General features: G+C 39.2%; 23 protein-coding genes. 13 read left to right on the plus strand and 10 right to left on the minus strand.

Going from position 1 to position 23,563, the window contains the following annotated elements; translation table 11 throughout:
- Window positions 1-49 precede the first annotated feature (49 nt).
- On the minus strand, window positions 50-295 hold the full coding sequence (locus ACH63V_RS01495; protein ID WP_002053395.1) for a SlyX family protein: 246 nt from the start codon (window positions 293-295) through the stop codon (window positions 50-52).
- Window positions 296-327: 32 nt separating this feature from the next.
- On the opposite strand from ACH63V_RS01495, the gene ACH63V_RS01500 reads away from it, so the two are divergent.
- Window positions 328-2,238 (plus strand): ATP-binding cassette domain-containing protein, encoded by a 1,911-nt coding sequence (locus ACH63V_RS01500; protein WP_396462526.1) that lies wholly within the window; start codon window positions 328-330, stop codon window positions 2,236-2,238.
- 20 nt (window positions 2,239-2,258) lie between these two features.
- Here ACH63V_RS01500 and ACH63V_RS01505 read toward each other — a convergent pair whose 3' ends face one another.
- The gene (locus ACH63V_RS01505; protein WP_396462527.1) at window positions 2,259-3,266 is read right to left on the minus strand and encodes an acyltransferase family protein; all 1,008 of its coding nucleotides are present in this window, start codon (window positions 3,264-3,266) and stop codon (window positions 2,259-2,261) included.
- Between the two features lie 140 nt (window positions 3,267-3,406).
- Here ACH63V_RS01505 and ACH63V_RS01510 point away from each other — a divergent pair, with 140 nt between their 5' ends.
- From ACH63V_RS01510 to ACH63V_RS01520, 3 genes are all read left to right on the plus strand, one after another.
- Window positions 3,407-4,039: a LysE family translocator gene (locus ACH63V_RS01510; protein ID WP_017398157.1), complete on the plus strand. Its 633-nt coding sequence runs from the start codon at window positions 3,407-3,409 to the stop codon at window positions 4,037-4,039.
- A gap of 118 nt (window positions 4,040-4,157) precedes the next feature.
- Window positions 4,158-5,093, plus strand: coding sequence for an LpxL/LpxP family Kdo(2)-lipid IV(A) lauroyl/palmitoleoyl acyltransferase (gene lpxL, locus ACH63V_RS01515; RefSeq protein WP_396462528.1), 936 nt, complete (start codon window positions 4,158-4,160; stop codon window positions 5,091-5,093).
- A gap of 265 nt (window positions 5,094-5,358) precedes the next feature.
- The gene (locus ACH63V_RS01520) at window positions 5,359-6,459 is read left to right on the plus strand and encodes a glycosyltransferase family 4 protein (RefSeq protein ID WP_396462529.1); all 1,101 of its coding nucleotides are present in this window, start codon (window positions 5,359-5,361) and stop codon (window positions 6,457-6,459) included.
- Window positions 6,460-6,515: 56 nt separating this feature from the next.
- Here the strand turns inward: ACH63V_RS01520 and gltP are convergent, their stop codons facing one another.
- Window positions 6,516-7,802, minus strand: a complete 1,287-nt coding sequence (gene gltP, locus ACH63V_RS01525) for a glutamate/aspartate:proton symporter GltP (protein WP_087605936.1) — start codon at window positions 7,800-7,802, stop codon at window positions 6,516-6,518.
- A gap of 689 nt (window positions 7,803-8,491) precedes the next feature.
- Window positions 8,492-9,613, minus strand: a complete 1,122-nt coding sequence (locus ACH63V_RS01530) for an endonuclease/exonuclease/phosphatase family protein (protein ID WP_396462530.1) — start codon at window positions 9,611-9,613, stop codon at window positions 8,492-8,494.
- A 187-nt stretch (window positions 9,614-9,800) separates the two neighbouring features.
- Here ACH63V_RS01530 and asd point away from each other — a divergent pair, with 187 nt between their 5' ends.
- From asd to truA, 5 genes are all read left to right on the plus strand, one after another.
- Window positions 9,801-10,919, plus strand: a complete 1,119-nt coding sequence (gene asd, locus ACH63V_RS01535; RefSeq protein ID WP_396462531.1) for an aspartate-semialdehyde dehydrogenase — start codon at window positions 9,801-9,803, stop codon at window positions 10,917-10,919.
- A gap of 148 nt (window positions 10,920-11,067) precedes the next feature.
- Window positions 11,068-12,429: a FimV family protein gene (locus ACH63V_RS01540; protein WP_396462532.1), complete on the plus strand. Its 1,362-nt coding sequence runs from the start codon at window positions 11,068-11,070 to the stop codon at window positions 12,427-12,429.
- Between the two features lie 59 nt (window positions 12,430-12,488).
- Complete coding sequence (locus ACH63V_RS01545; RefSeq protein ID WP_396462533.1) at window positions 12,489-13,781, plus strand: hypothetical protein; 1,293 nt, start codon at window positions 12,489-12,491, stop codon at window positions 13,779-13,781.
- 58 nt (window positions 13,782-13,839) lie between these two features.
- Window positions 13,840-14,811 (plus strand): asparaginase, encoded by a 972-nt coding sequence (locus ACH63V_RS01550; protein WP_396462534.1) that lies wholly within the window; start codon window positions 13,840-13,842, stop codon window positions 14,809-14,811.
- 14 nt (window positions 14,812-14,825) lie between these two features.
- Window positions 14,826-15,623 (plus strand): tRNA pseudouridine(38-40) synthase TruA, encoded by a 798-nt coding sequence (gene truA, locus ACH63V_RS01555; protein WP_396462535.1) that lies wholly within the window; start codon window positions 14,826-14,828, stop codon window positions 15,621-15,623.
- Between the two features lie 16 nt (window positions 15,624-15,639).
- Here truA and ACH63V_RS01560 read toward each other — a convergent pair whose 3' ends face one another.
- Window positions 15,640-16,650 (minus strand): AraC family transcriptional regulator, encoded by a 1,011-nt coding sequence (locus ACH63V_RS01560; protein WP_004710706.1) that lies wholly within the window; start codon window positions 16,648-16,650, stop codon window positions 15,640-15,642.
- Window positions 16,651-16,915: 265 nt separating this feature from the next.
- Here ACH63V_RS01560 and infA point away from each other — a divergent pair, with 265 nt between their 5' ends.
- Window positions 16,916-17,137, plus strand: coding sequence for a translation initiation factor IF-1 (gene infA, locus ACH63V_RS01565; RefSeq protein WP_001284370.1), 222 nt, complete (start codon window positions 16,916-16,918; stop codon window positions 17,135-17,137).
- A gap of 51 nt (window positions 17,138-17,188) precedes the next feature.
- On the opposite strand, the gene ACH63V_RS01570 is transcribed toward infA, so the two are convergent.
- Window positions 17,189-17,563: a lysozyme inhibitor LprI family protein gene (locus tag ACH63V_RS01570; RefSeq protein WP_086495926.1), complete on the minus strand. Its 375-nt coding sequence runs from the start codon at window positions 17,561-17,563 to the stop codon at window positions 17,189-17,191.
- Between the two features lie 167 nt (window positions 17,564-17,730).
- On the opposite strand from ACH63V_RS01570, the gene ACH63V_RS01575 reads away from it, so the two are divergent.
- Window positions 17,731-18,138, plus strand: a complete 408-nt coding sequence (locus ACH63V_RS01575; RefSeq protein WP_396462536.1) for a hypothetical protein — start codon at window positions 17,731-17,733, stop codon at window positions 18,136-18,138.
- Between the two features lie 56 nt (window positions 18,139-18,194).
- Here ACH63V_RS01575 and leuB read toward each other — a convergent pair whose 3' ends face one another.
- From leuB to leuC, 4 genes are all read right to left on the minus strand, one after another.
- Window positions 18,195-19,274 (minus strand): 3-isopropylmalate dehydrogenase, encoded by a 1,080-nt coding sequence (leuB, locus tag ACH63V_RS01580; RefSeq protein WP_396462537.1) that lies wholly within the window; start codon window positions 19,272-19,274, stop codon window positions 18,195-18,197.
- 31 nt (window positions 19,275-19,305) lie between these two features.
- On the minus strand, window positions 19,306-19,896 hold the full coding sequence (locus ACH63V_RS01585) for a hypothetical protein (RefSeq protein WP_396462538.1): 591 nt from the start codon (window positions 19,894-19,896) through the stop codon (window positions 19,306-19,308).
- A gap of 112 nt (window positions 19,897-20,008) precedes the next feature.
- Entirely contained in the window at window positions 20,009-20,656 is a 648-nt protein-coding gene (gene leuD, locus ACH63V_RS01590; protein WP_086495923.1) for a 3-isopropylmalate dehydratase small subunit, read from the minus strand.
- 18 nt (window positions 20,657-20,674) lie between these two features.
- Window positions 20,675-22,093 carry a 3-isopropylmalate dehydratase large subunit gene (leuC, locus tag ACH63V_RS01595; protein WP_396462539.1) on the minus strand — a complete coding sequence of 473 codons (1,419 nt, stop codon included), beginning with the start codon at window positions 22,091-22,093 and terminating at the stop codon, window positions 20,675-20,677.
- A gap of 237 nt (window positions 22,094-22,330) precedes the next feature.
- Here leuC and ACH63V_RS01600 point away from each other — a divergent pair, with 237 nt between their 5' ends.
- Window positions 22,331-22,585 carry a DUF2061 domain-containing protein gene (locus ACH63V_RS01600; protein ID WP_200000243.1) on the plus strand — a complete coding sequence of 85 codons (255 nt, stop codon included), beginning with the start codon at window positions 22,331-22,333 and terminating at the stop codon, window positions 22,583-22,585.
- 117 nt (window positions 22,586-22,702) lie between these two features.
- Window positions 22,703-23,563, plus strand: a complete 861-nt coding sequence (locus ACH63V_RS01605; RefSeq protein WP_396462540.1) for a LysR family transcriptional regulator — start codon at window positions 22,703-22,705, stop codon at window positions 23,561-23,563.

Here is a 23,563-nt window from a genome sequence, read left to right on the forward strand (position 1 = left end):
TTAAAATATCTTCCCTAATAAAAAGGCAAGTATTGAACTTGCCCTTTTATTAATAGTGCGGGGGTTTATTTGTTAATGGATCAAAAGGTGCAATGCCTTCTGATAAATCCGAAGATTCCACACGTTGATAAAGTAATTGCATTTGTTTTTTCAAATCAGCTATTTCCTGAGTTTGAATAGCGAGTTGTTGATTTAATTGTTCAACTAAATCATCCAAAAATGTAATTCGCACTTGCAAATCTTCAATGGGTGCGGAAAATGACGCTTGATCATCATGATATGGTGGTTTAGTCATTTAAATCCTCATTTGAGATTCTGGAAAACATTATGGCCTATATTACCCTAAGGGATGTCCAACTTGCTTTTGGCGGACCTGCCCTGCTCGATGGCGCGAACTTTAATCTAGAACGTGGCGAACGAGTCTGTTTAATTGGGCGTAATGGTGAAGGTAAGTCTACTTTACTTAAACTGATCGAGGGAAGCTTATTACCAGATTCTGGTGAAGTTTCTATTCAAAATGGTTTAACGGTTTCTATGTTAGCCCAAGACGTTCCAATGGACTCTGGCAAAGTTGCTGACATTGTGGCAGACGGCGCGGGAGAAGCTGCCGAAGTACTCAGAGCTTATCATGAAGCAACTGATGCTTGTATGCTGGGAGATATGGAAGCTTGTGATCGTATGGGTAACCTTCAACACAAGCTCGACCAATTAGACGGCTGGGCACTTGAAAACAAGGTGAATGCCCTATTAAGTAAAATGGGACTCGACCCAAATGCAGATTTGGCAGACTTATCTGGTGGACGTAAACGTCGTGTTTTACTCGCTCGTGCTCTTTTAACGCAGCCAGACGTATTACTTCTAGACGAACCAACCAACCATTTAGATGTTGAAAGTATTGAATGGTTAGAAAAATTCCTACTCGATCAAAACAATTTAACACTTCTATTTATTTCGCATGACCGCTCTTTTGTAGATAGCATTGCGACTCGAATTGTTGAACTTGACCGCGGCATCCTACGTGGCTACGAAGGTAACTATTCACGTTATCTAGAGCTTAAAGCTCAGCAAATGGAAGCAGAAGAGAAACAAAATGCTTTATTTGATAAAAAATTAGCTGAAGAAGAGGCTTGGATTCGTCAAGGCATTAAAGCACGTCGTACACGTAACGAAGGTCGTGTTCGTGCATTAAAAGCGTTACGCGAAGAATCAAAAGCTCGCCGTTCACAACAAGGTAAAGTGAGCATGGCGACTCAAGAAGCAAATCGCTCTGGTAAATTAGTCTTTGATATTGAGCACTTGAGCGTATCTTATGATGGTAAACCACTCATCAAAGACTTCTCTACGCTTGTCATGCGTGGTGACCGTATTGGCCTAGTAGGTGATAACGGTGTCGGTAAAACAACGTTAATTAAAGCCATTCTAGGTGAAATCGAACATGGCGGTTCTGTTAAGACAGGTACTCAATTAGAAGTTGCTTATTTTGATCAATTACGTAATGCCTTAGACCTTGAAAAAACAGTCATGGCAAACGTTTCAGAAGGCTCTGACTTTGTTGATGTAAATGGTAACCGTCGTCATATCTACAGCTATTTACAAGATTTCTTATTCTCACCTGAACGTGCACGTACACCAGTCAAAGCGCTTTCTGGTGGTGAGCGTAACCGTATCTTGCTTGCTAAATTATTGCTTAAACCATCGAACCTAATTGTGATGGACGAACCAACCAACGACTTGGATATGGTGACTCTTGAGCTACTTGAAGAGATGCTGTCTGATTACAAAGGTACGCTATTACTTATTTCGCATGACCGCGCATTTATGGACAACGTAGTAACATCTACGTGGGTATTTGATGGCAAAGGTAATATTGCAGAATACATCGGTGGCTACCAAGACTACTTACTACAACGTCCAGATGACAAAGTAGTAGATCAGAAATCTGACGTTAAGAAAGCTCAAGCAAAAGCTGAAGCGGAAAAAGCTGCGGCTCAAAGTACCGTGAAAAAGGTGAAATTGAGCTATAAAGATCAACGTGAACTTGAGCAACTTCCTGCTGAAATCGAGAAATTGGAAGTTGAACAAGCCGAGCTTTCTGACAAACTTGCAGATGGTTCGTGGTTTGTGTCCGATGCAGATGCTGCGACTCAAGCAAGCCAACGTCTCGCAGAAATTGAAGAATTACTGCTTGAAAAATTAGAACGTTGGGATGAACTTGAGCAAATGAGTAAAGGCAGTTAATCAATAAAAAAGGGCTTTAATTAAAGCCCTTTTTTTGGATTTAGAATTTCTAGTAATGTCATAAAAGGTTTATAAACGAATAAAGAGATGAAGCGAATTAAACGTTCAAATATCTGTAACTGCAAAACCATACAAGTCAGGATAGCCAAAACAAGACTAATAAAAATATTGATCTCTACCGAATATTTAAAACTTAATTGATGAGTCAAAACAATAATTACAAAACCATGCAATATATAAACTGGCAGCGTTTTTTGGCCTAAACCGATCCAAGGTCGTTTAAAATTTTGAGTGAGTACAAATAAACTCAAAACACCCATAGCCGATAGCAACATAATTACACTGCGAATCAGTATTCCCTGCCATAGATCTACATGGAGTTGAAAATATGACAAACTACCAAATAGCCAGTAATAACTATAATGACTTATAGCCGCTACAGCAGTAATGATGAATAATGTAATAACGGCAAATAACTTTGCATAAGGCAACTGCGGAATATACTGGAAAATGGTTTTACCATAGATCGCCCCCACCATAAAAAAAGGTAGAAATACGAAAATTCGGCCTATCGAATAGCTATAATTATTGATAGGTGAGCATCCAATAAATAAAGCTAAAACGATTGAAAACAAAACTGGATATGCCGTCTTTTTTAGGAAAAAAGCGAGAACCGTCCAAGCCACCATGCCAAATAAATACCATAGCACCCAATAAGGTTTAGCAAACCATACCAAATGAAATGACCAATTCCATAAACTTCCATTATAGAAAGCATCAAGCAATTGAAATAAAAGTTGAAATGGCAAATACAACGATAAAAAGTAAATTAACTTTTCTAGGATTTTCTCTTCTTTAAAAAACATGCCCGATATAAAAATAAAAGCTGGCATATGAACAAAGTAAATACCCCCTAAAATCGCTTGATTTAGAGGTTCGTTCCAGCCAATTAACCTTTCAAGATAATGACCCAATACAACCAGAAAAATTAAGACACCTTTTGTGGCATCGATATGGAGATTTCTCATAAATTTCTATGAATTCAGGATATTCATATCATACTGAATTATTCTTATTTTTTGATTTAAAAAGACAATGAATAAAGTTTCGCTGTATACAAATTAATTATGATATACCTATCAGTATAATAATATTTAAGGATATTTCCGTGCTAGATCTCTCTCAAATTTTGGCATTCGGACTCATTTGCTTGGCGATGGTACTCACCCCGGGTCCAAACATGATTTATCTTATATCTCGTTCCATTAGTCAGGGCAAACTCGCAGGTTTTATTTCCCTCGGTGGCGTTGCGGTTGGTTTTGTATTTTATATGCTCTGCGCTTCTTTCGGGATTACGGCACTTGTGGTCGCAGTTCCATATGCCTATGACACGATTCGTATTGTAGGTGCCATATATTTACTCTGGCTTGCATGGAAAGCATTACGTCCAAATGCTGCACCTATTTTCAGTGTAAAAGACTTATCTATCGATTCACCATTAAAATTATTTTTAATGGGCTTTTTGACAAATTTACTTAATCCCAAAATTGCGATTATGTATTTGTCTTTATTGCCACAGTTTATACACCCACAACAAGGCAGTATTTTAGCGCAGTCTATTCAACTCGGAACCATACAAATTTTTGTAAGTGTTTCAGTAAATGCACTGATTGTGTTTTCTGCAGGTAGCATTGCGCTCTTTCTACAGCAAAAACCACTTTGGGCCAGCATTCAACGCTGGATTATGGGGACTGTGTTAGCCGGACTCGCTGTTCGTATTCTTTTAGAACACCGCCGATAACCTACTTTATTTTTCTTTACAGACTCTAAACCTTCAATTTACTCCTGTGTATTACGACGATAAATTCAGTTCGTGATACACTTTTGGCAGTTTTAACTTTTAGATTTTTTATATCGTTATGAGCCAAAAGCAGCCTTATACGCCCGGTGAGTTTCAGTGGTCCTTTTTATTACCTAAATATTGGGGTGTATGGATTGCGATTACTTTGCTCATGCTTTTGGCTATTTTACCGTGGGCGATTCAATGGCGTTTGGCTCACGGGTTAGCAAATATCGCTTGGAAATATTTAAAATCTCGTCGCAAAACCACTATTCGCAATTTAGAAGTTTGCTTTCCCGAGTGGTCATCTGAAAAAGTACAGCAACAAGCAAAACAAGTTTTTGTAGATATGATGCTTGGTATTTTTGAGACCTTAAACGCTTGGTATAAACCTTACTGGTTTAAAAACCGTGTCACAATTGAAGGTTTAGAACACATCACAAATGCTCAAGCTCAGGGCAAAGGCGTTTTATTACTGGGAACTCACAGTACTTTGCTTGATGCTGGTGGTTATGTATGTGCTCAATATTTTGAACCAGATGTTGTGTATCGCCCTCAAAACAACCCTTTACTCGACATGTTGATCTACCGTTGTCGAGCAACGATTTACAAAGCTCAAATCGATCATGATGATATGCGTGGCTTAATTCGCCACCTTAAAGATGGTGATGCCATTTGGTATAGTCCCGACCAAGATTTCGGACTCAAGCAAGGTGTTATGGCACCTTTTTTTGGAGTGCCAGCTGCTACAGTCACGGCCCACCGTCGTTTATTAAAAATTTCAAAAGCAGTTGCAGTCCCTTTATATTTTTATCGTCAGGGCGATGTACAGAATCCTAAATATCATATCTTGATTGAACCTACGGTCGACAATATGCCAAGCGAAGATGAAGTCGATGATGCAACCCGTGTAAATAAGATTATTGAGAATCAGCTTCGTATCGCACCAACTCAATATATGTGGTTTCACCGTCGCTTTAAGACACGTCCTGAAGGATATGAAGAGATCTATTAAGATAAAGCTGTAATGATTTTAAATTAGTAGTAGGCATAGCCTCAATTTAAAGTGAAATTCAAATACTTTCGAATAGGCAGACCTTACTTTTTAGGGATAAAAAGTAAGCAAAAATCCTTTGTTCCGCTGATGTTACTTCCATGTAACACAGCGAAACAGCGACATCCATGTCGCTATCACGATAGTAAATTCCGGATAATGATTTAGTTTGAAATGATGTATCTGTAGATGATCCATCTTTTATGAATGTATAAGGCAAAAAACAATGAAAGTGATGCAACTTCTCCCAGAACTCAATAGCGGTGGCGTAGAACGCGGCACACTGGAAATTGCACGTGCACTAGTTGCACAAGGCCACCAATCTTTAGTTGTATCAAATGGCGGACGGTTAGTGTCTCAACTTGAAGCCGAGGGCTCTAAACACTTAACGCTACCAATTCATAAAAAATCTTTATCGAGCTTATGGCAAATCCGCCCTTTACGTCGACTTATTGAAGAGCATCAACCCGATATTGTTCATGTACGCTCACGTGTGCCAGCTTGGCTTACCCATTTTGCCTTAAAAAGAATACCAGCAAATAAACGCCCTCACCTCATTAGCACAGTACATGGTTTCTATTCAGTCAACCGCTATAGTGCGATTATGACTCAGGCCGAGAAAGTGATTGCTGTTTCTGACAGCGTAGTTAAATACATCACTGACCATTATAAAAACTGTCCACCTCAAGATATTGTCCGGATTTATCGAGGGATTGATCCAGCTGCTTTTCCACATAACTACCAACCCTCAGCACAGTGGTTTAATCAGGTTTTTAATGATTTTCCTGAACTCGAAAATAAATTTTTACTATGCTTGCCTGGCCGTATTACGCGTTTAAAAGGACATGAAAGCTTAATTGAATTGATGCAACAGCTTCAGTCGCAATATCCTCAACTACATGCTGTTGTTGTGGGTGGTGCCGATGCTAAAAAACAGGCCTATTTAAGTGAGTTGCAAAGCACCATTCAAAGCAAAGGACTTGCAGATAAAATTACCTTTGTAGGACATCGCTCAGATATACGTGAATGGCTCGCTTTTAGCGACATTGTGCTCTCTCTATCTAATCAAGCAGAAACATTCGGTAGAACAGCATTAGAAGCACTGTCAGTCGGTACGCCGGTGATTGGCTGGAACCGTGGAGGTGTTGCCGAGATTTTATCGAATGTATATCCACAAGGTCTTGTTGAAGCTGAAAATGAAAAAGCCTTAGTCGAAACAGTAAAACATCATATTGAACAACCTCAAACAGTTGCTCCTGTGGCAACGTTCAGTTTAAAAGATATGTGCGACCAGACCCTTGAGCTATATCAAAGTGTATTGAAATAACGTAATAAAAAAACCCGCGATGATCGCGGGTTTTTTACAACTAAAAGAAAGCAGTCTTATTTAAATGTTGCTTCATAAGCAGCAGCTTTTTCATAGTCATATTGTTTTTCCCACTTACTGATTACAAGTACCGCAAGCGCGTTACCTACAACGTTCAACGCAGTACGAGCCATATCCATGATACGGTCAACACCAGCAATAAATGCTAAGCCTTCTACAGGAATACCAACACTACCTAATGTCGCTAATAACACAACGAATGATACGCCAGGAACACCTGCGATACCTTTAGAAGTAATCATTAGTGTTACAACCAAAATAACTTGTTGGCTGATTGACATTTCGATACCGTAAAGCTGTGCAATAAAGATTGCTGCAATACTTTGGTAAAGCGTAGAACCGTCAAGGTTAAATGAATAACCTGTTGGGATTACAAAACTAGAAATCGCTTTTGGCGCACCGTAAGCTTCCATTTTTTGCATAATACGCGGTAAAACTGTTTCCGAACTTGCAGTCGAATATGCCAAAATTAATTCATCTTTCAAAATCTTAAACAATGTAAAGATATTGATGCTGAACATTTTTGCAGTTAAACCAAGTACCACTAAAGCAAAGAACAAGATTGCACCGTAAACCAATACAACCAATTTACCTAATGGAATAAGTGAAGCGAAACCGAAGTTTGCAACAGTTACAGCGATTAAACCAAATACACCCACTGGCGCATATTTCATGATGATGTGCGTCACACGGAACATTGTTTCCGAGATAGCATGAAATACATTTAATAGCGGATCTTTCGTCGTAGCTGGCAATGAAGATAAGCCAATACCAAAAAGCACAGCAAAGAAAATCACAGGTAACATTTCGCCATGCGCCATTGAACTAATAATGTTCGTTGGGATAAGCGATAATATTGTCTGCATGATGCCATGAGACTGTGACTGTACTTCTTCAGTTGTATGCTTATATTGAGAAATATCAGTTTGAACCAGTTGAGACATATCAATGCCTGAACCTGGATGGAAGATATTCGCTGCAACCAAGCCAACTAAAATAGCAATAGTAGTAATAATTTCGAAATAGAGAATGGTTTTAAAACCAAGACGCCCTAGACTTTTTGTACTGCCAACACCAGCAATACCTAAAATCAATGTAGAGAAAACGATTGGAATAACAATCATTTTAATCAGGCTAATAAAGATCTTACCTAATGGAGTAAGAACATTAGTTACAATACTATCTTTGATTTCAGGCTGGTTATGTAAAACAGCCCCGACAACTATCCCTAGGATTAAAGCAATTAAAATTTGCCACGCAAGGCTAAATTTAAAATTCTTCATAAGACAATCCTTATGCACCGCAAAGTATCAAATATGAGAGGGAGAAGAACACTATTCTTATAGTGAAACCTCAATATGTGCAGTAATTTCCAAACAGAAATTTAAATACACAAGCAAATCACAACCCGCCGATCCGGCGAAGTAAACAACAATGCCTGTTGACGATCCAACATGTCAACGATCGGCACATTCTATTGAGATTTGCCAATTAAACAAGTCCAATTTATGTCTAAATAGACCAAAGCCTATATTTATTCCTCAATAATCTATAAAAACAAAAACTTAACAAAAAAAAATTTTGTATCTATTTTCATCGGAAAAAGCTCTGATATATAAAAAGATTTATGGACTACTACCTATATTAAATAGATTTTAAAATTAAGATAACCTTAAAAAAATTTCTTTAATTTACAAATAATTAAATAATATTTATATAAATATCAACCCGAGTTCTGCGTCCTGCAAAACTCGGGTAAATGAGGTTGTGCTTTCAGGGTATATAATTCTTTTTATCGCTTCCGTTCTAACATCGTATCCGTGATGTCGTTCCATATCAGCTTAGTGCATCCTTACTTGGGATTATCCATTCCCGCTTCCGTGTGCCGATGAATGTAGAATACGGGTTTTAGATCCCCCTGCCTATTGGACCTAGACTCAAATCTTTGTACGATATTGCTTACAACTTATTTTTATATACTTTTCTCTTTATAAGGCTCCGCAATTTCATCAGTTACTATTTTTTCTTCTTTTTCAGCTTTAGCAATACCTTCTTGTATCGCAGCTTGAGCTTCCTCTTCATCATCTTGAGTTTGCTCTACTTCTTCTTGAATCTCTTCAAATATTCGACCTGTTTGTAAAACGACGTAGACAGGAAAATGATCTGATCCAATATGAGATAAACGCTGCATTCTTACCAAACCGAAGTCTGTACTGTGAAAGATATGATCGAGTGACCAACGTAATAAAGGATAGTCTGCATGAAAAGTATTTATAAAATGTCGCCCAACTCGCGGGTCGAGCAACCCACTAATACGCTGAAATAAACGGGTTGTTCGTGACCACGCTACATCGTTTAAATCCCCCATCACAATACAACTTTCATCTAAATCCTTAATTTGATCTCCAACAATCAGAAGCTCTGCATCTCGTAGTGTTGAATCTTTTGCTTCAGTTGGACTAGGCGGTTTTGGATGTAAACAGTAGAGCTGAACAGACATACCAGAACGTAAGATAACCGTAGTATGAATAGAAGGAATTTCATTACTTAAAATGAATTTGACCTCAACATTTTTAAGCGGTAGTCGGCTATATAAATGCATGCCATATAAGTTATCTAGAGGTACAGGCACACGGTAAGGGTAATCCCCTTCAATTTCTTTTAAAGCATTTTCCCACGTTTTATCTGTTTCTAAAGTAAGGAGTAAGTCAGGTTTGAGTGACCGCACATGTTCAAGAAGCAAATGATATTTATCATTAGGCATGAGCACATTGGAAACGATAAGTGAAATTTGCTTTTTGGGATCTACTTGCTGTTGTTTGACCTTTTTAACCTGCTTTTTCCAAAACAATGTATAAGGCAAAACCATTTTAAGTTGATAAGCAATTGCCGCGATGAGCACCGCAAGCAAAAGCTCACGCCCGATATTCCATTCATCCGGCCAAAACAGCATGCCAATTAGAGCAATTAAGCCAATAAATAGAATTTGTAGCCGCGGAAAATCAGCCCCTCTAAACCACCACTCATCACGAGGGATAAGTGACCAGAAAGTCAACCAAATCACCACCACAGATAGAACTTCGATATAAATCATTGAAATTACTCTTTTAAGATGATTTGTTTTTTAATGTTTTTGTCATCTTTATCAATTTTGTATGTAACATAAACAAGATATTCTACTCAATAAAATTGCTGTTTTGATTCTGTAACGCTTGCAGTTGTGAGCACTTTTGATACACTCAACTCCCCCTAACAATTTTAACGCACCGAGGCAAAATGACATGAAAGTAGGTCTGGTCGGTTGGCGCGGGATGGTCGGTTCCGTCCTTATGCAACGTATGGTTGAAGAGAATGATTTTGCTCATATTGAGCCATTCTACTTCTCTACCAGTAATGCAGGTGGTGAAGCTCCTTCATTTGGTGGTAAGACTGCCCCAGCACTTATGGAAGCTACAGACATTAATAGTCTGAAGCAAATGGATGTCATTATTACCTGCCAAGGTGGTGACTACACGTCTGAAGTTTTCCCACAGTTAAAAGCAACTGGTTGGAATGGCTACTGGATTGATGCTGCATCTACTTTACGTATGTCTGATGATGCAATCATTGTTCTTGATCCAGTTAACCTTAACGTGATTAAAGACGGTTTAGCGAAAGGTACTAAAACTTTCGTGGGTGGTAACTGTACAGTATCACTTATGTTGATGGGCGTAGGCGCACTTTTCCAAAACAATTTGGTTGAGTGGATGACTGCTATGACTTATCAAGCAGCATCAGGTGCTGGCGCACAAAACATGCGTGAGTTGTTAACAGGTATGGGTTATTTATACAACAATACCAAGACCTTGTTAGATGATCCTAAATCTGCAATTCTTGATATTGACCGTCAAGTTGCTGAGTTACAACGTGGTGAAGGCTTCCCTTCTGCAAACTTTGGTGTGCCACTTGCGGGTTCATTAATTCCTTACATTGATAAACAGCTTGAAAGCGGTCAATCTAAAGAAGAGTGGAAAGGTCAAGTTGAAACCAACAAAATCTTAGGTAACTCTCAAATCGTTCCTATTGATGGTCACTGTGTCCGTATCGGTGCAATGCGTTGCCACTCTCAAGCATTAACCATCAAACTGAAAAAAGATGTTCCGCTTGATGAGATCGAAGATATGATTCGTAACTCAAACCAGTGGGCTAAAGTTGTACCAAATACACGTGAAGCATCAATGACTGATCTTACACCTGTAGCTGTGACTGGTACCTTAACTGTACCTGTAGGCCGTTTACGTAAACTCAATATGGGTAAAGAGTATCTCGGTGCATTCACAGTAGGCGATCAGCTACTTTGGGGTGCTGCTGAACCTTTACGTCGTATGTTACGTATTTTAGTAGAATACAAAAGCTCATAATTTGACCTGAATCATTCAGTCAAAATAAAAAGCCGATCACATTTGATCGGCTTTTTCGTAACTGGTTTGTGAAAAATTAACAATTTATTTACATTTCATTATTGTATAATTTTGAACGACTTTACGACTGATCAGGTCATGGATTGAGATGACTGCATATAACAAATTAAAAATTGCCATTTTCACCATTATGTCTTCGCCTTCTGTTTATGCGATTACATTAGATCCTATTCAAATTCAATCTGCGCCTGGGGAATTACTGTATGCAGAAATGAATTTTCAGCAAGCCGATCCAAATACGCCCTTGCAAGTCAGTTTAGCCACGCAAGAAGATCTCAATGGTTTAGGAGTCACTCATCAACCTCCTGGTAACTTGAATTTTTATACGCGACAAAATGGCCAAGGTTCTGGCGTTATTGTAATTACCTCATCTCGTCCTATTATTGATCCTGAACTGAATATTGTCGTAAAAGTCAGTGAAGGTAATGCAACTCGTCTTCAACATATTAAAACCGTTTTAAAGCCATCGCCTATAAAAAAGGTCGCTGCTAACGAAAGTCCACTTTCACCACAATTTATCGTAAATGAAAAAGACATCGCGTTAAACTTACCTGAAAGTACTCGATACACACCTGCTGAGACAGCAACCACCGTAGCCGAAACTCCAGCTAATGAACGTAATCTAAACATTAGTACTGGATCTGCTCCGGCTTTGAATAGCTCTGCTCCTGCGACGCCTTTTACCGAAAAACCTTCGACTCAAGCGCCACAGCAAACTATAGCAGCAATGAGTACTGAGTCATCTGCTGTAGAAAAACAGCCATCTGCGCCTCTTAAACCAAGCAATGACAATCAAACAACTACAGTCAAAAAAGCAGCCCAAGCTAAGCCTGCTCAACACAAAAATGTATTAAGTAAAAATACACCGAAAAAGCAAAAAATCAGCACCTATAAAGGCCCAGCACCTACCGGTAAATATGTTGTACAACGAAATGAGTCTTTATGGACTATTGCCAATCGTATTGCAGCACAGACCAAACAACCTGTGGCTAAAGTCATGCGAGATATCCAAGCTCAAAACCGACATGCGTTTATTCAAGGTGATGTAAACCGTTTACGTCAGGGAATCTCACTAAACTTAACAGCAGCAAATACAGCTAAAGCTTCACATCCAAAACCTAAATCGAGTGAAGCCAACTTAGCAAAACCATCTTCTGGCAGAGCTAAATATCGTTTACAACAAGCTGAAATGAGCATTGTGGCAGAGAACAGCCCAAATTCTACTCATGGAAGTGCAAAAAAGAGCACACAACAAGGTCAAAACAATACTGAGTTAGCAGTAAAAGTTATGACAACTCGAGAAAAAACCGTTACATTACAAAGGAATGTAACCAAACTAAATCAAACTTTAAGTTTAAAAGACCAACGTATTCAACTTCTGAATGCGCGTTTGGCAGAGTTACAACAGCAGTTACAAGCACAGCAACGAACTCACAAGCAAAAACATTAAGTTAAAACCAGAGTTAGCTCGCTTTATATTGCAAAATTTTATTTTTTAAGGGGAAAGTAATGTTATATGTGATTCCGTTTATCATATTACTCGTGGTCGCCGTTGTTTTAAAAAAGCGTGAGAATGGCCAAAAACAAGAGACCACCTCCTCAAAAAGTATAAGTAAAAAAGCGGGTAAAAAAGCGAGTGCCAAGTCGAGTAAAAGCTCTCGCGAAAAAAGTAAAGCCAGTGTAGTTGAAGAAGTCGCTCCTGCTCTTCCACAAAGTAGTCCAGTACCAGAAGCTGTTCGTCAAAATATTCAACAACTCATTCAAGAAAAACAGTTTTCTGCGGCCGAAGCTCAAGTCAATCAGGCACTAAAGAAAGACAATACTCAACACGAATTGTATTTATTACTTCTTGAAGTTCATATTGCTCAAAAAGATGAATTTGCGATTCAACAACTTATTAGCCATATTCGCAGCTTGGCATTAAATGAAATCGCAATTAAAGCAGAAGCAAGACAAAAAGAATATGAGTCTTCAAGACAACCTGATGCTATTGATTTTCCTCAGGCTCAAACGTATGAAGAGCCAAAAAATACACCTGATACAACAGCTCAGTTTGACCAGTTAACAACAAGTTCTTCTGAAGCTTCTTTTGATGACTTGCAGAAAGACTATACACCGGTAAAACAAGAACCTGCTGTTGAAGTTGAACCATTAGAATTTAACTTTTCATTCGAAAAAACTGCGGCTACAGAAAATACCAGCCAACCTGTACATGAAACAGAAGTATCAACTTCTCCGCAAGAACCAGAAGTATCGTCATCTCAGGAAACAAATGAGCTAGCTGATTTAGAGTTTTCTTTTGACTTGGCCCCTCAGCATGAAACTGAGGAAAAAACTCAAGCAGTAGAGGTAAAAGCAGATCAAGAGAGTAGCGTTAGTGCATTAGATTTCAACCTTGACTTAAATCCTTCAAGTTCAGACACGAAATCTGTTGAACAAACTCCTTCATTAGATGAACTTACACTCGTAGAACAAGCGCCATTAGAAGCGACTTCGATCGCACCTCTTGAGTTTTCGTTAGATGAGCCTGCATTAGTTATAGCACCAGAGCTTGAAACTCAAAACCCTATAGCTGTAGTAAATGAAGTTGTTACGCAAACTCAAATAGAAGATCCACTTCTAGAAGCTTTTCCAGAATTAAAACAAGTAAATGAAAGTGAGCTCGATTTGAAATTGGCTGAGCAATACATTAAGTTTGGAGCGAACCAAGCAGCGCGCAATTTACTACAGGCTGATGAGCAAAAATTCAACACAGAACAACAACAACATGCGAAAAACCTACTTAATCGCATAGCTTCTTAGAACTGTTCGATTTACCATAAGCAGTCAGAGATGACTGCTTTTTTATGCCTGCAAAAATATGAAAAAAATAGCCTTATTTTATATGGGTGGTACTTTTGGTTGCATTGGTGAACCTTTAGCGCCTATGCCTTATGACCAATTCTTGCCTCAACTTGAAAAAGTGATTCCCCCACACTTAACAGTCGACTGCTTTGCTGCACCCAATATTGTCGATAGCAGTGCATGTACGGCACCTGATTGGTTACGCCTCATTCAACGCATACAACAACTACAACTTGAAGGCTATCAACATTTCGTTGTTATTCACGGTACAGATACGCTCAGTTATGCGGCTGCGACCCTAGCCCGCTTTTTAGGCCAAAGCTGTCATATTGTAATTACTGGTAGCCAATACCCGTTACTCAATATTCAAGGTGATAATACTCGTGAATTTACTGATGCAATTGAGAACTTATATCTTGCATTAGAACAAGTGATTGCCCTACCTGTAGGTGCATATCTTGCATTCCATCATCAAGTATTCCATGCACAAACTGCTTTAAAAACGCATACAACTGAACTCGATGCATTTTCAGGTTTAAGTAGTGAAGTTGAGTTTACGCCTCAGCAAAATGAATTGATCGTACAAGATGCTCAAATTGAAAAAGCAGCTTCATTCCAAATTTTAAACTGGATGATGCAACCGATTGCAACACAGCACTTGGTACAGCAATTACGTCACTTACTTCCTGCCCCACCACACTTTTTGGTGTTACAAGGCTTTGGTACAGGCAATATCGCAGTAAACCCTGAACTATTGGCAACCTTAGATGAACTGTATGCTCATGGTTGTGTTCCAATCTTGGCGACACAGGTGACCTTTGGCCGCATTGATCAACGTTATGCAATTAGTGCTTGGGCCAAAACTGCAAAAATTGTCATTAATGATGCGCATAGTCATGCAGATCTTTATGCAAAAGCACTTCAAATCTATTTAAAATACCCAACCCCAGAACAATGGCTCAGCCATTGGAATGAAAATTTGCATTAAATAGAGGTAAAGCTATGCAACGTTATGCGGTCGGTATTGAGTTTAACGGAGTTCAATATCGAGGATGGCAAACACAACAGCCAGGCGTTGCCAGCGTTCAGGAAACCATTGAGCGTGTACTCAGCAAAATCGCAGATGAACCTATTGCACTTCACGGTGCGGGCCGAACAGATGCGGGAGTACATGCAACGAATATGGTGGCACACTTCGATACGAACGCCATTCGTCCAGAAATGGGATGGTTGAGAGGAGCAAATAGCCAGTTACCTAAAGATATTTCCATTCAGTGGATTAAACTGATGGATGAAAACTTTCATGCACGCTTTAAGGCGACGGCTCGACGTTACCGCTATGTTATTTATAACGCTCCTTGTCGCCCAGCCCTCTTACATAAACAGGTCACGCACATTTACCAACAGCTAGATGTGCAAAAGATGATTAAAGCTGCCAGCAAATTTGAAGGAACACATAACTTTGAAACCTTCCGCGCAGCAGCATGCCAGTCCAATAAGCCTGTACGACATGTAACGCATTGCCGTCTATTTGAACATGGCCGCTACTTGGTCTTAGATATTCAAGCAGATGGTTTTTTACACCATATGGTGCGTAATATTGTTGGATGCTTACTCGAAATTGGTCAAGGTATGTATGAAATAGACCATATCGATGCGATGTTTGCGGCACAAGATCGTAAAGCTGCAGGTGTCACTGCTCCACCTGATGGTCTCTACTTTATTCAATGTTATTACCCTGAGCAATTTGACTTGCCACAGCCACCACTTGGGCCACATTGGTTAAACCTACCTGAGTAGGCTTAACCCATTTTTATTAACGGTGTTGTTTACGCTTACGGTACTCAACTGGTGTTTCATTGGTCCATCGTTTAAACGCACGATAGAACGTACTTGGTTCAGAGAAACCCGTTAAATACACAATACGTTCCACGCTCTCACTGGTATTTGCCAAAAGTTTTTTAGCCAAACGACAGCGATAGTCAGAAAGTATTTGCTGGAAACTAGTATTTGCTTCGCTTAACTGTGTCCGTAAACGGCGCGGTGTAATATTTAATTGAGCTGCTACAGTTTCTAGCGTGGTTTCTCCACTTTCAAGTGTCGAACCAATCGCACGACGAACTTCACCCACTAAATCATAACGAGCAAGTTCTTGTAACTTTTCAATTGCGAGCTGCTCATGCAATTGCAATAGTTCAGGCTCTGCTTGCCAAAGCTGGAAGTCTAAAATGGCAGGGTCAAAATATAGTCTTGTTTCTTTTTGCCCTAAACTTACCGGACAGCCATAAACTCGGAAATATTCGTCCTCCGAAGCACCTTCACTAAAGTTAAAATCGATGAAGATAGGATGAAACTGCCCTTCAGTAATAAATTTGAAGAATCGAAGCACACCAGAAATCGCACATTCTGAAAAATGACGATTTACAAGGTTGTCGGCTCCCACTTGCTCACCATTAGTCAAATAGCAGCGTCCATCTTCAACCACCAGTTTTGCATCGAATGCATCACTAATTAGACGTTGGTAAGCCAAAGCTCGCTTAAGCCCTTCACCAAAGGTTTCACTACTAATGAATAAATGTTCAATCACCTGACCGCGGTATAAAGGCAAATGTTCACCTAAATGCAAACCGATGTCTGGATCTTTACTGACTTCCTGAGCTGCAGTCCAAAAGGCATACTGTGCACTTAACGGAGTACGTGCATTAGTATCGACCTGATTTAAAGCGACTCCCGCTTTAGTTAATATTTCTTCTGTTGGCAATCCTGCACGACGAATTGCTTGATAGCCAAAACGTAATACAACTGATGCATCTGTTAGCTGACCCACGCAGTGCCCTTCCATGTAGATACTTCATTGATACTTAGGAGCTGTTGACTCTTTTTTCATGAACAGTCCCTAATAACTATGATTTTAGATTAGCGTTGATTGACCAAACTGACAACAGAATTAGAGTTGTTTTGTGAAAAAAATTGCATCTTTTTTTTACTAGTCATAGTTTAACCAGATGCTTTAACAAGAAGATGTCTATCTTGTTTTTTTTAAATAAATTGACTATAATTTGCGCCTTTCCAATTTGATCATCAGGTAGGCTATGGCCAATAAAGAGGAACTCATTGAGTTCGAAGGCGTTGTCACCGAAACGCTTCCTAATACGATGTTCCGTGTACGTCTTGAAAACGGTCACGAAGTTATTGCACACATTTCTGGTAAAATGCGTAAACACTATATCCGTATTCTTACTGGCGACAGTGTGAAAGTCGAAATGACTCCATATGACTTAACTAAAGGTCGTATTACGTACCGTGCTCGCTAATTAGTGAATGCAAAAAAGCCACATCATGAAGTGGCTTTTTTATTGCGTTATTTATTCACTTAATCGACTGGTTTTACATCCAACTGTTTGGCATTCACGCAATCTTTCTTGCAGCCAATGGTTTCTTTCTTGCGTTGTCTGTAAACGGCATTGCACGTCTACACTATTTCTATTTGAATCTGTACATTCAGCATCACGTTGACGTATCCAAGCAAGTTGAGACTTCTTAAGCGTATTTTTTTGCGCCGTATTCAATTTTGCTCTTAATGCCTGATAGTTTTTATTCAAGTCTGCATCAGCACTCGCATAGATTTTATTTGTACAGTAAATATCATCATAAGTATTACGAGTAGTGTCACAATTATCGGCATATACCGCTGTTACTCCAAAGCTGCATAAAAATGCTAAAAGTATTTTTTTCATCATGTTTTCCTTAAGTTTTTTGCAAAATAATTATAAAGCCTTTTGGATATGAGTATGAATCCCTAGATAAACTCATTCTCCATTTATCATAAACTCCCTTTTTTTCTTTACAAGCCAGGCAATCCAACCTACCGTTATCTAATAATAAATATAATGTGATAGAGAAAAAAATGAATATACAGACCCTATGTCGAATAAGCTTACTCTCAGTGATACTTATTCATTTTAACGGTTGTGCAACTCATCCACGGCAATCTATAGATTTACAAGAATATTTAAAAGGCTTTCTGGGCAAATCATCGACCGTCATTCAGCAAGAAATAAACTTGCGTGGTCTTGGATTTCAAATTGCTCATGTTCCACAGAAAACACCAAATCAACTCATCTACACAATTTTACGGCCATTAAACATTCCAATTCCTATGGTGAGTAATGTTGAAATGGGTGGTAATCCAGTCCCTATTCAATCGGGGTCTTTAGGAAGCAATTCTTACGATGTTAATTTTAGTTGCAAAGTTATTTTTCAGCTTAAAAATGACATTGCTGAATCAATCCAATATCAGGGCAAAGCCTGTTAAAACTTTTCGACAATAAAAAACGCAGCTTAATGCTGCGTTTTTTTACAAAATAGATTTTAAGAAAGAGCAGCAACGACAGCTGCACCCATCTCGGCTGTACCTACTTTAGTCATGCCTTCAGACATAATATCGGCTGTACGGAAACCTTGATCAAGTACTTGCCCTACTGCATTTTCAATTGCTTTAGCAGCAGCTTCTTCACGGAAGGTATAACGAAGCATCATTGCAACAGAAAGAATGGTTGCTAATGGGTTTGCCACATTTTGACCTGCAATATCAGGCGCCGAACCATGACAAGGTTCATACATGCCTTTGCCACTTTCATCTAAAGAAGCTGATGGCAACATACCAATTGAGCCTGTAAGCATTGCTGCTTCGTCAGATAAGATATCGCCAAACAAGTTGCCTGTAACGATTACGTCAAACTGTTTAGGCGCACGTACAAGTTGCATTGCAGCATTGTCCACATACATATGTGAAAGCTGAATATTTGGATAGTTCGCTTGCTGTAAGTCAGTAACCGTTTGCTTCCAAAGCTCTGTCACTTCTAAAACGTTTGCTTTATCTACAGAACAAACTTTACCACCACGTAATCCTGCAAGTTCAAAAGCCACTTTTGCAATGCGTTTAATTTCACTTTCAGAATAAACGTCAGTGTTATAGCCTTGTTTTTCACCATTTTCGAGTTCACGGATACCACGTGGCTGACCAAAGTAGATACCACCAGTTAATTCACGAACAATTAAAATATCTAAACCAGCAACAACCTCAGGCTTTAAGCTAGAAGCATCGGCTAATTGTGGGTATAAAATCGCTGGGCGCAAGTTAGCAAACAAGTTAAGTTCACTACGAATTTTTAAAAGACCACGTTCAGGGCGAATAGAGCGTTCAATAGTGTCCCATTTTGGTCCGCCAACGGCACCTAATAAAATGGCATCAGCTTTCTTTGCTTGCTCGCTTGTTACAGCTGGGTACGGTTCACCATGAGCATCAATCGCTGCGCCACCTAATAGGCCATGTTCCCAAGTCAACGACAAATTAAATTTTTCATTTACTTTATTTAATACTTTTTCTGCTGCCCCAACAATTTCAGGACCAATTCCATCACCAGCCAAAATTAAAATCTGTTTAGACATGAAGTTTTCCATTTTCAAAGACAAGACAGCGTTATGACTGTCGTGGTGTTAGTTTTTTCTGTTCGAGAAATTCACCGAGTCCTGTGGTTACATCAAATGGTCGACAAAAACGGCGAATTACACGCCCATCTTGCTCTAAGTCAACACATAATGGATCTGGTACAGAAACATTGAGCAAACTACCCGAACGGTTAGATTTGTCTCGGTACATTTTAAACATATAGCGATGATTAGCTTTGAATTGGTGAATAACATGGATCGTTTCTGCCCGATCTGGAGAAATCGGATAGTAACGAATCACCACTTCATATTGTTTCGCAGGCACAGATAGATACAAGCTATTGCTTTGACTCAACACCGAACCATTTAATCTTACAATTCCTTGATGAATTGCCTGATTACTAATTCTGCGTGTCTGTGCATCAACAACAGTAATATCATTTAGCCGTTCAAATTCGCAACTTTTTGCGCCCGAACAATATATTGCTGCATTTTGCCCCAAATTTTCTTGTTCAGCCTGCTTAATACGAACAGTATCCACTACATTATGAGTGCTCTGACAAGCACTCAGTGTTATTGCGCACAGGCCCAACAAAAAGCTATGAGTAACGTTCCTCTTCATTGTTCAAGCCCAATCCTCATCTAGTGCATAATTTTAAGCTGTTGTTATGCTTTAGCATGTTAGCAAGAGTTTGAACACGACGCCATGACTATGTTTAAAATGTACCAAAAGGTTAATTTATCTCTTGGAATACCCAAGGACGAACCTGTTTAGTTTTTTCTTCATAAGCGCGAATTGCGTCCGCATTTTGAAGCGTTAAACCAATATCATCCAAGCCATTTAACAAGCAATGCTTACGAAATGGATCTACCTCGAATTTAAACGCTTCGCCAGTTGGTGTGCGTACTTCTTGCGCAGCTAAATCAATAGTTAATTGATAACCTTCATTTGCAGCACACTCTTTAAATAACTGGTCAACAATATTCTCAGGCAAAATGACTGGTAACATGCCATTTTTAAAACAGTTATTAAAGAAGATATCAGCAAAACTTGGTGCAATAACGGTACGGAAACCATATTCATTTAATGCCCAAGGTGCATGCTCACGGCTTGAACCACAACCAAAGTTCGTACGAGCAATTAAAACTGTTGCTCCCTGATAACGTGGCTGATTCAAAACAAAGTCCGGATTTTTTGGACGTACCGAATTATCTTGACCTGGATAGCCTTCATCTAAATAACGAAGTTCATCAAATAAGTTGTCACCAAAACCAGTACGTTTAATCGATTTTAAAAACTGTTTTGGAATAATTAAATCTGTATCGACATTGGCACGATCTAATGGTGCAACGATACCTTGTTCAACTGTATAAGCTTTCATGGTTTGCTCCAGACCGAATTAAAATGAACGAACGTCAACAAAATGACCTGCGATTGCAGCAGCAGCTGCCATTGCCGGACTGACCAAGTGAGTACGACCACCATTACCTTGACGACCTTCAAAGTTACGGTTTGATGTCGATGCACAGTGTTCGCCTGGTTGTAATTTGTCTGCGTTCATTGCTAAACACATTGAACAACCCGGTTCACGCCATTCAAAGCCAGCTTCCAAGAAAATTTTATCCAAACCTTCTTTTTCTGCCTGCTGTTTCACTAAACCAGAACCCGGAACAATCATCGCTTGCTTAATGCTAGAAGCCACTTTACGGCCTTTAACCACCTCAGCAGCAGCACGGATATCTTCAATACGTGAGTTAGTGCAAGAACCAATAAACACACGGTCAAGTTGAATATCACCCAATGCTTGACCTGCATTTAAACCCATATATTGATACGCACGCGTCCAGTCACTGCGTTGTACGTCATCTTTCGCTTGTTCTAAAGTTGGTACAGCTTTCGACACTGGAATCACCATCTCAGGTGAAGTTCCCCAAGATACTTGTGGTTCAATCTCTGCGCCATTTAACTCAACTACAGCATCAAAAACAGCATCATCATCTGAATGTAAAGTGTTCCAGTAAGCAACCGCTTGTTCCCACTGCTCACCTTTTGGTGCGTAGCTACGGCCTTTTACGTATTCGATAGTCTTATCATCAACTGCAACCATACCCACACGAGCACCCGCTTCAATTGCCATGTTACATACCGTCATACGTCCTTCAATCGACATATCACGGAAAACTTGGCCACCGAACTCGATCGCATAACCAGTACCGCCTGCAGTACCGATTTTACCGATAATGGCCAACACGACATCTTTTGGTGTTACGCCCTTACCTAAAACGCCATTAACACGAACCAACATATTTTTTGATTTTTTCTGAATCAAACATTGTGTCGCTAAAACGTGTTCAACTTCAGATGTCCCAATACCATGCGCCAAACAACCAAAGGCACCGTGAGTCGCTGTATGCGAGTCACCGCATACCACCGTCATACCCGGTAATGTTAAGCCTTGTTCAGGACCAACAACATGCACAATACCTTGGCGAATGTCATTAATACCAAATTCAACAATATTAAAAGCCTTACAGTTATCATCTAAGGTTTGAACTTGAATACGAGACGTATCATCTTCAATACCTGCAATACCCTGATCTCGCTCTTTTTTAGAGGTTGGAACGTTATGGTCTGGTGTAGCCACGTTTGCGCTTAAACGCCACGGTTGACGACCAGCAAGTTGCAAACCTTCAAATGCTTGTGGACTTGTTACTTCATGCAATAAATGACGGTCGATATAAAGTAAGCACGAACCATCATCACGCTCTGTAACTACGTGGTCATCCCACAATTTGTCATATAAAGTTTTGCCTGCCATGTCGTCTTGCTCCATTGGACTGGGTAATTCTAATCTTTATTCGATTATAGCCAGAGTTTCACATAAATCTAATTTATCATTTTTATAAATTAGAAAACTTTTAGGAATAATTCCTGTGCTTATTAATATCACGCAAAATACATAAATCGGTTTTGTTAATGATTATCATTTGCATAATCCATTTTTAATCTTATACTCTCATCTCTATACTAAAAATATCAAATATAGGTAGAGAGAATGATGATGGCTAATATTCAAAAATTCGTTGTAAAAAATCAACGTACATTAAAGAAAACCTTAAGTTACTACATTATGCATATTACGGTAGCAATGCTAGTCGCGTACTTTGTAACAGGTAACATTTGGATGGCTTTAACCTTAAGTATGTTAGAACCAACCGTACAAGCATTTGCATTTTTCTTTCATGAAAAAGTATGGGCAGCAAAAGACCGTCGTATTTCAGCCTTAAACGAAAAAGAGACAACTGCTTAGGTTAAGATTAATACGCCAAATCACAAGTTTATAGAACGTTTAGCTGCAAGCATGATACGATTTTGGCTTGGCGACTTTAGCCTCTCTCGATTTTTCTATTCCAAGTAGAGTTGTATTATGAATCTTGCAGCCTTTGAAGCTTTTGTAAAAGTTATGGAAACAGGGTCTATCTCTGTGGCTGCAGATCAACTCTTTATTACCCAGCCTGCTGTTACCAAACGTATTCATAGCCTCGAAGAATACTTCGGTGTAAAGCTATTTGAGTCAGCAGGACGTGGGGTTCAAGCCACTCATGCTGCACATTCATTATTACCAAAAGTCAAAAACTGGTTAAATGAACTTAAAGATATTCACCACACATTAAGTCATGAACAAACGCAAATACAAGGCCGTTTAAAAATCGGGACGAGTCATCACATCGGTTTGCACCACTTACCTGCCCCACTTAAACACTTTGTTCAGCAGTTTCCACAAGTCACGCTAGACGTGCATTTTGTTGATTCAGAACAAGCACACGAACAGGTCCTTGCTGGTGATTTAGAGCTTGCTTTTTTAACGCTTCCTCCTTCAGGAGATGAGCGTCTTAACTACATTACCATCTGGAATGATCCTTTAGTTTTTGTAGCAGCTCCATTTCATCCATTGGCTCAAAAAAAGAATTTGTCCTTACAAGACTTAATCGAATACCCAAGCTTATTGCCTGCCGCACAAACTTATACGGCTCAAATCACTTTAGCTGAGTTCGAAAAACAAGGGCTTAAACCAAAAATCACCATGAGTAATAACCCTCTTGAGTCTATTCGTATGTTGGTCTCTATTGGTTTAGGTTGGTCAGTACTACCAAAAACTTTGTTGAATCAAGATATGCAACAGCTTGATTTAGATGTCGAGATGAACCGCCAGTTAGGTATGGTATGGCACCCTGCACGTACTCAATCTAGAGCCATGCAAGAGTTGATTAAAATGATGCAAGAATAA

The organism is Acinetobacter sp. ABJ-A23_2 (genome assembly GCF_044538765.1).
GTDB lineage: Bacteria > Pseudomonadota > Gammaproteobacteria > Pseudomonadales > Moraxellaceae > Acinetobacter > Acinetobacter nosocomialis_A.

Coding starts and splice junctions, on each gene's coding strand:
- ACH63V_RS01495 (WP_002053395.1), bottom strand. CDS start 295: ATGACTAAACCACCATATCATGATGATCAAGCGTCATTTTCCGCACCC.
- ACH63V_RS01500 (WP_396462526.1), top strand. CDS start 328: ATGGCCTATATTACCCTAAGGGATGTCCAACTTGCTTTTGGCGGACCT.
- ACH63V_RS01505 (WP_396462527.1), bottom strand. CDS start 3,266: ATGAGAAATCTCCATATCGATGCCACAAAAGGTGTCTTAATTTTTCTG.
- lpxL (WP_396462528.1), top strand. CDS start 4,158: ATGAGCCAAAAGCAGCCTTATACGCCCGGTGAGTTTCAGTGGTCCTTT.
- ACH63V_RS01520 (WP_396462529.1), top strand. CDS start 5,359: ATGAAAGTGATGCAACTTCTCCCAGAACTCAATAGCGGTGGCGTAGAA.
- gltP (WP_087605936.1), bottom strand. CDS start 7,802: ATGAAGAATTTTAAATTTAGCCTTGCGTGGCAAATTTTAATTGCTTTA.
- ACH63V_RS01530 (WP_396462530.1), bottom strand. CDS start 9,613: ATGATTTATATCGAAGTTCTATCTGTGGTGGTGATTTGGTTGACTTTC.
- asd (WP_396462531.1), top strand. CDS start 9,801: ATGAAAGTAGGTCTGGTCGGTTGGCGCGGGATGGTCGGTTCCGTCCTT.
- ACH63V_RS01540 (WP_396462532.1), top strand. CDS start 11,068: ATGACTGCATATAACAAATTAAAAATTGCCATTTTCACCATTATGTCT.
- ACH63V_RS01545 (WP_396462533.1), top strand. CDS start 12,489: ATGTTATATGTGATTCCGTTTATCATATTACTCGTGGTCGCCGTTGTT.
- ACH63V_RS01550 (WP_396462534.1), top strand. CDS start 13,840: ATGAAAAAAATAGCCTTATTTTATATGGGTGGTACTTTTGGTTGCATT.
- truA (WP_396462535.1), top strand. CDS start 14,826: ATGCAACGTTATGCGGTCGGTATTGAGTTTAACGGAGTTCAATATCGA.
- infA (WP_001284370.1), top strand. CDS start 16,916: ATGGCCAATAAAGAGGAACTCATTGAGTTCGAAGGCGTTGTCACCGAA.
- ACH63V_RS01570 (WP_086495926.1), bottom strand. CDS start 17,563: ATGATGAAAAAAATACTTTTAGCATTTTTATGCAGCTTTGGAGTAACA.
- ACH63V_RS01575 (WP_396462536.1), top strand. CDS start 17,731: ATGAATATACAGACCCTATGTCGAATAAGCTTACTCTCAGTGATACTT.
- leuB (WP_396462537.1), bottom strand. CDS start 19,274: ATGTCTAAACAGATTTTAATTTTGGCTGGTGATGGAATTGGTCCTGAA.
- ACH63V_RS01585 (WP_396462538.1), bottom strand. CDS start 19,896: ATGAAGAGGAACGTTACTCATAGCTTTTTGTTGGGCCTGTGCGCAATA.
- leuD (WP_086495923.1), bottom strand. CDS start 20,656: ATGAAAGCTTATACAGTTGAACAAGGTATCGTTGCACCATTAGATCGT.
- leuC (WP_396462539.1), bottom strand. CDS start 22,093: ATGGCAGGCAAAACTTTATATGACAAATTGTGGGATGACCACGTAGTT.
- ACH63V_RS01600 (WP_200000243.1), top strand. CDS start 22,331: ATGATGATGGCTAATATTCAAAAATTCGTTGTAAAAAATCAACGTACA.
- ACH63V_RS01605 (WP_396462540.1), top strand. CDS start 22,703: ATGAATCTTGCAGCCTTTGAAGCTTTTGTAAAAGTTATGGAAACAGGG.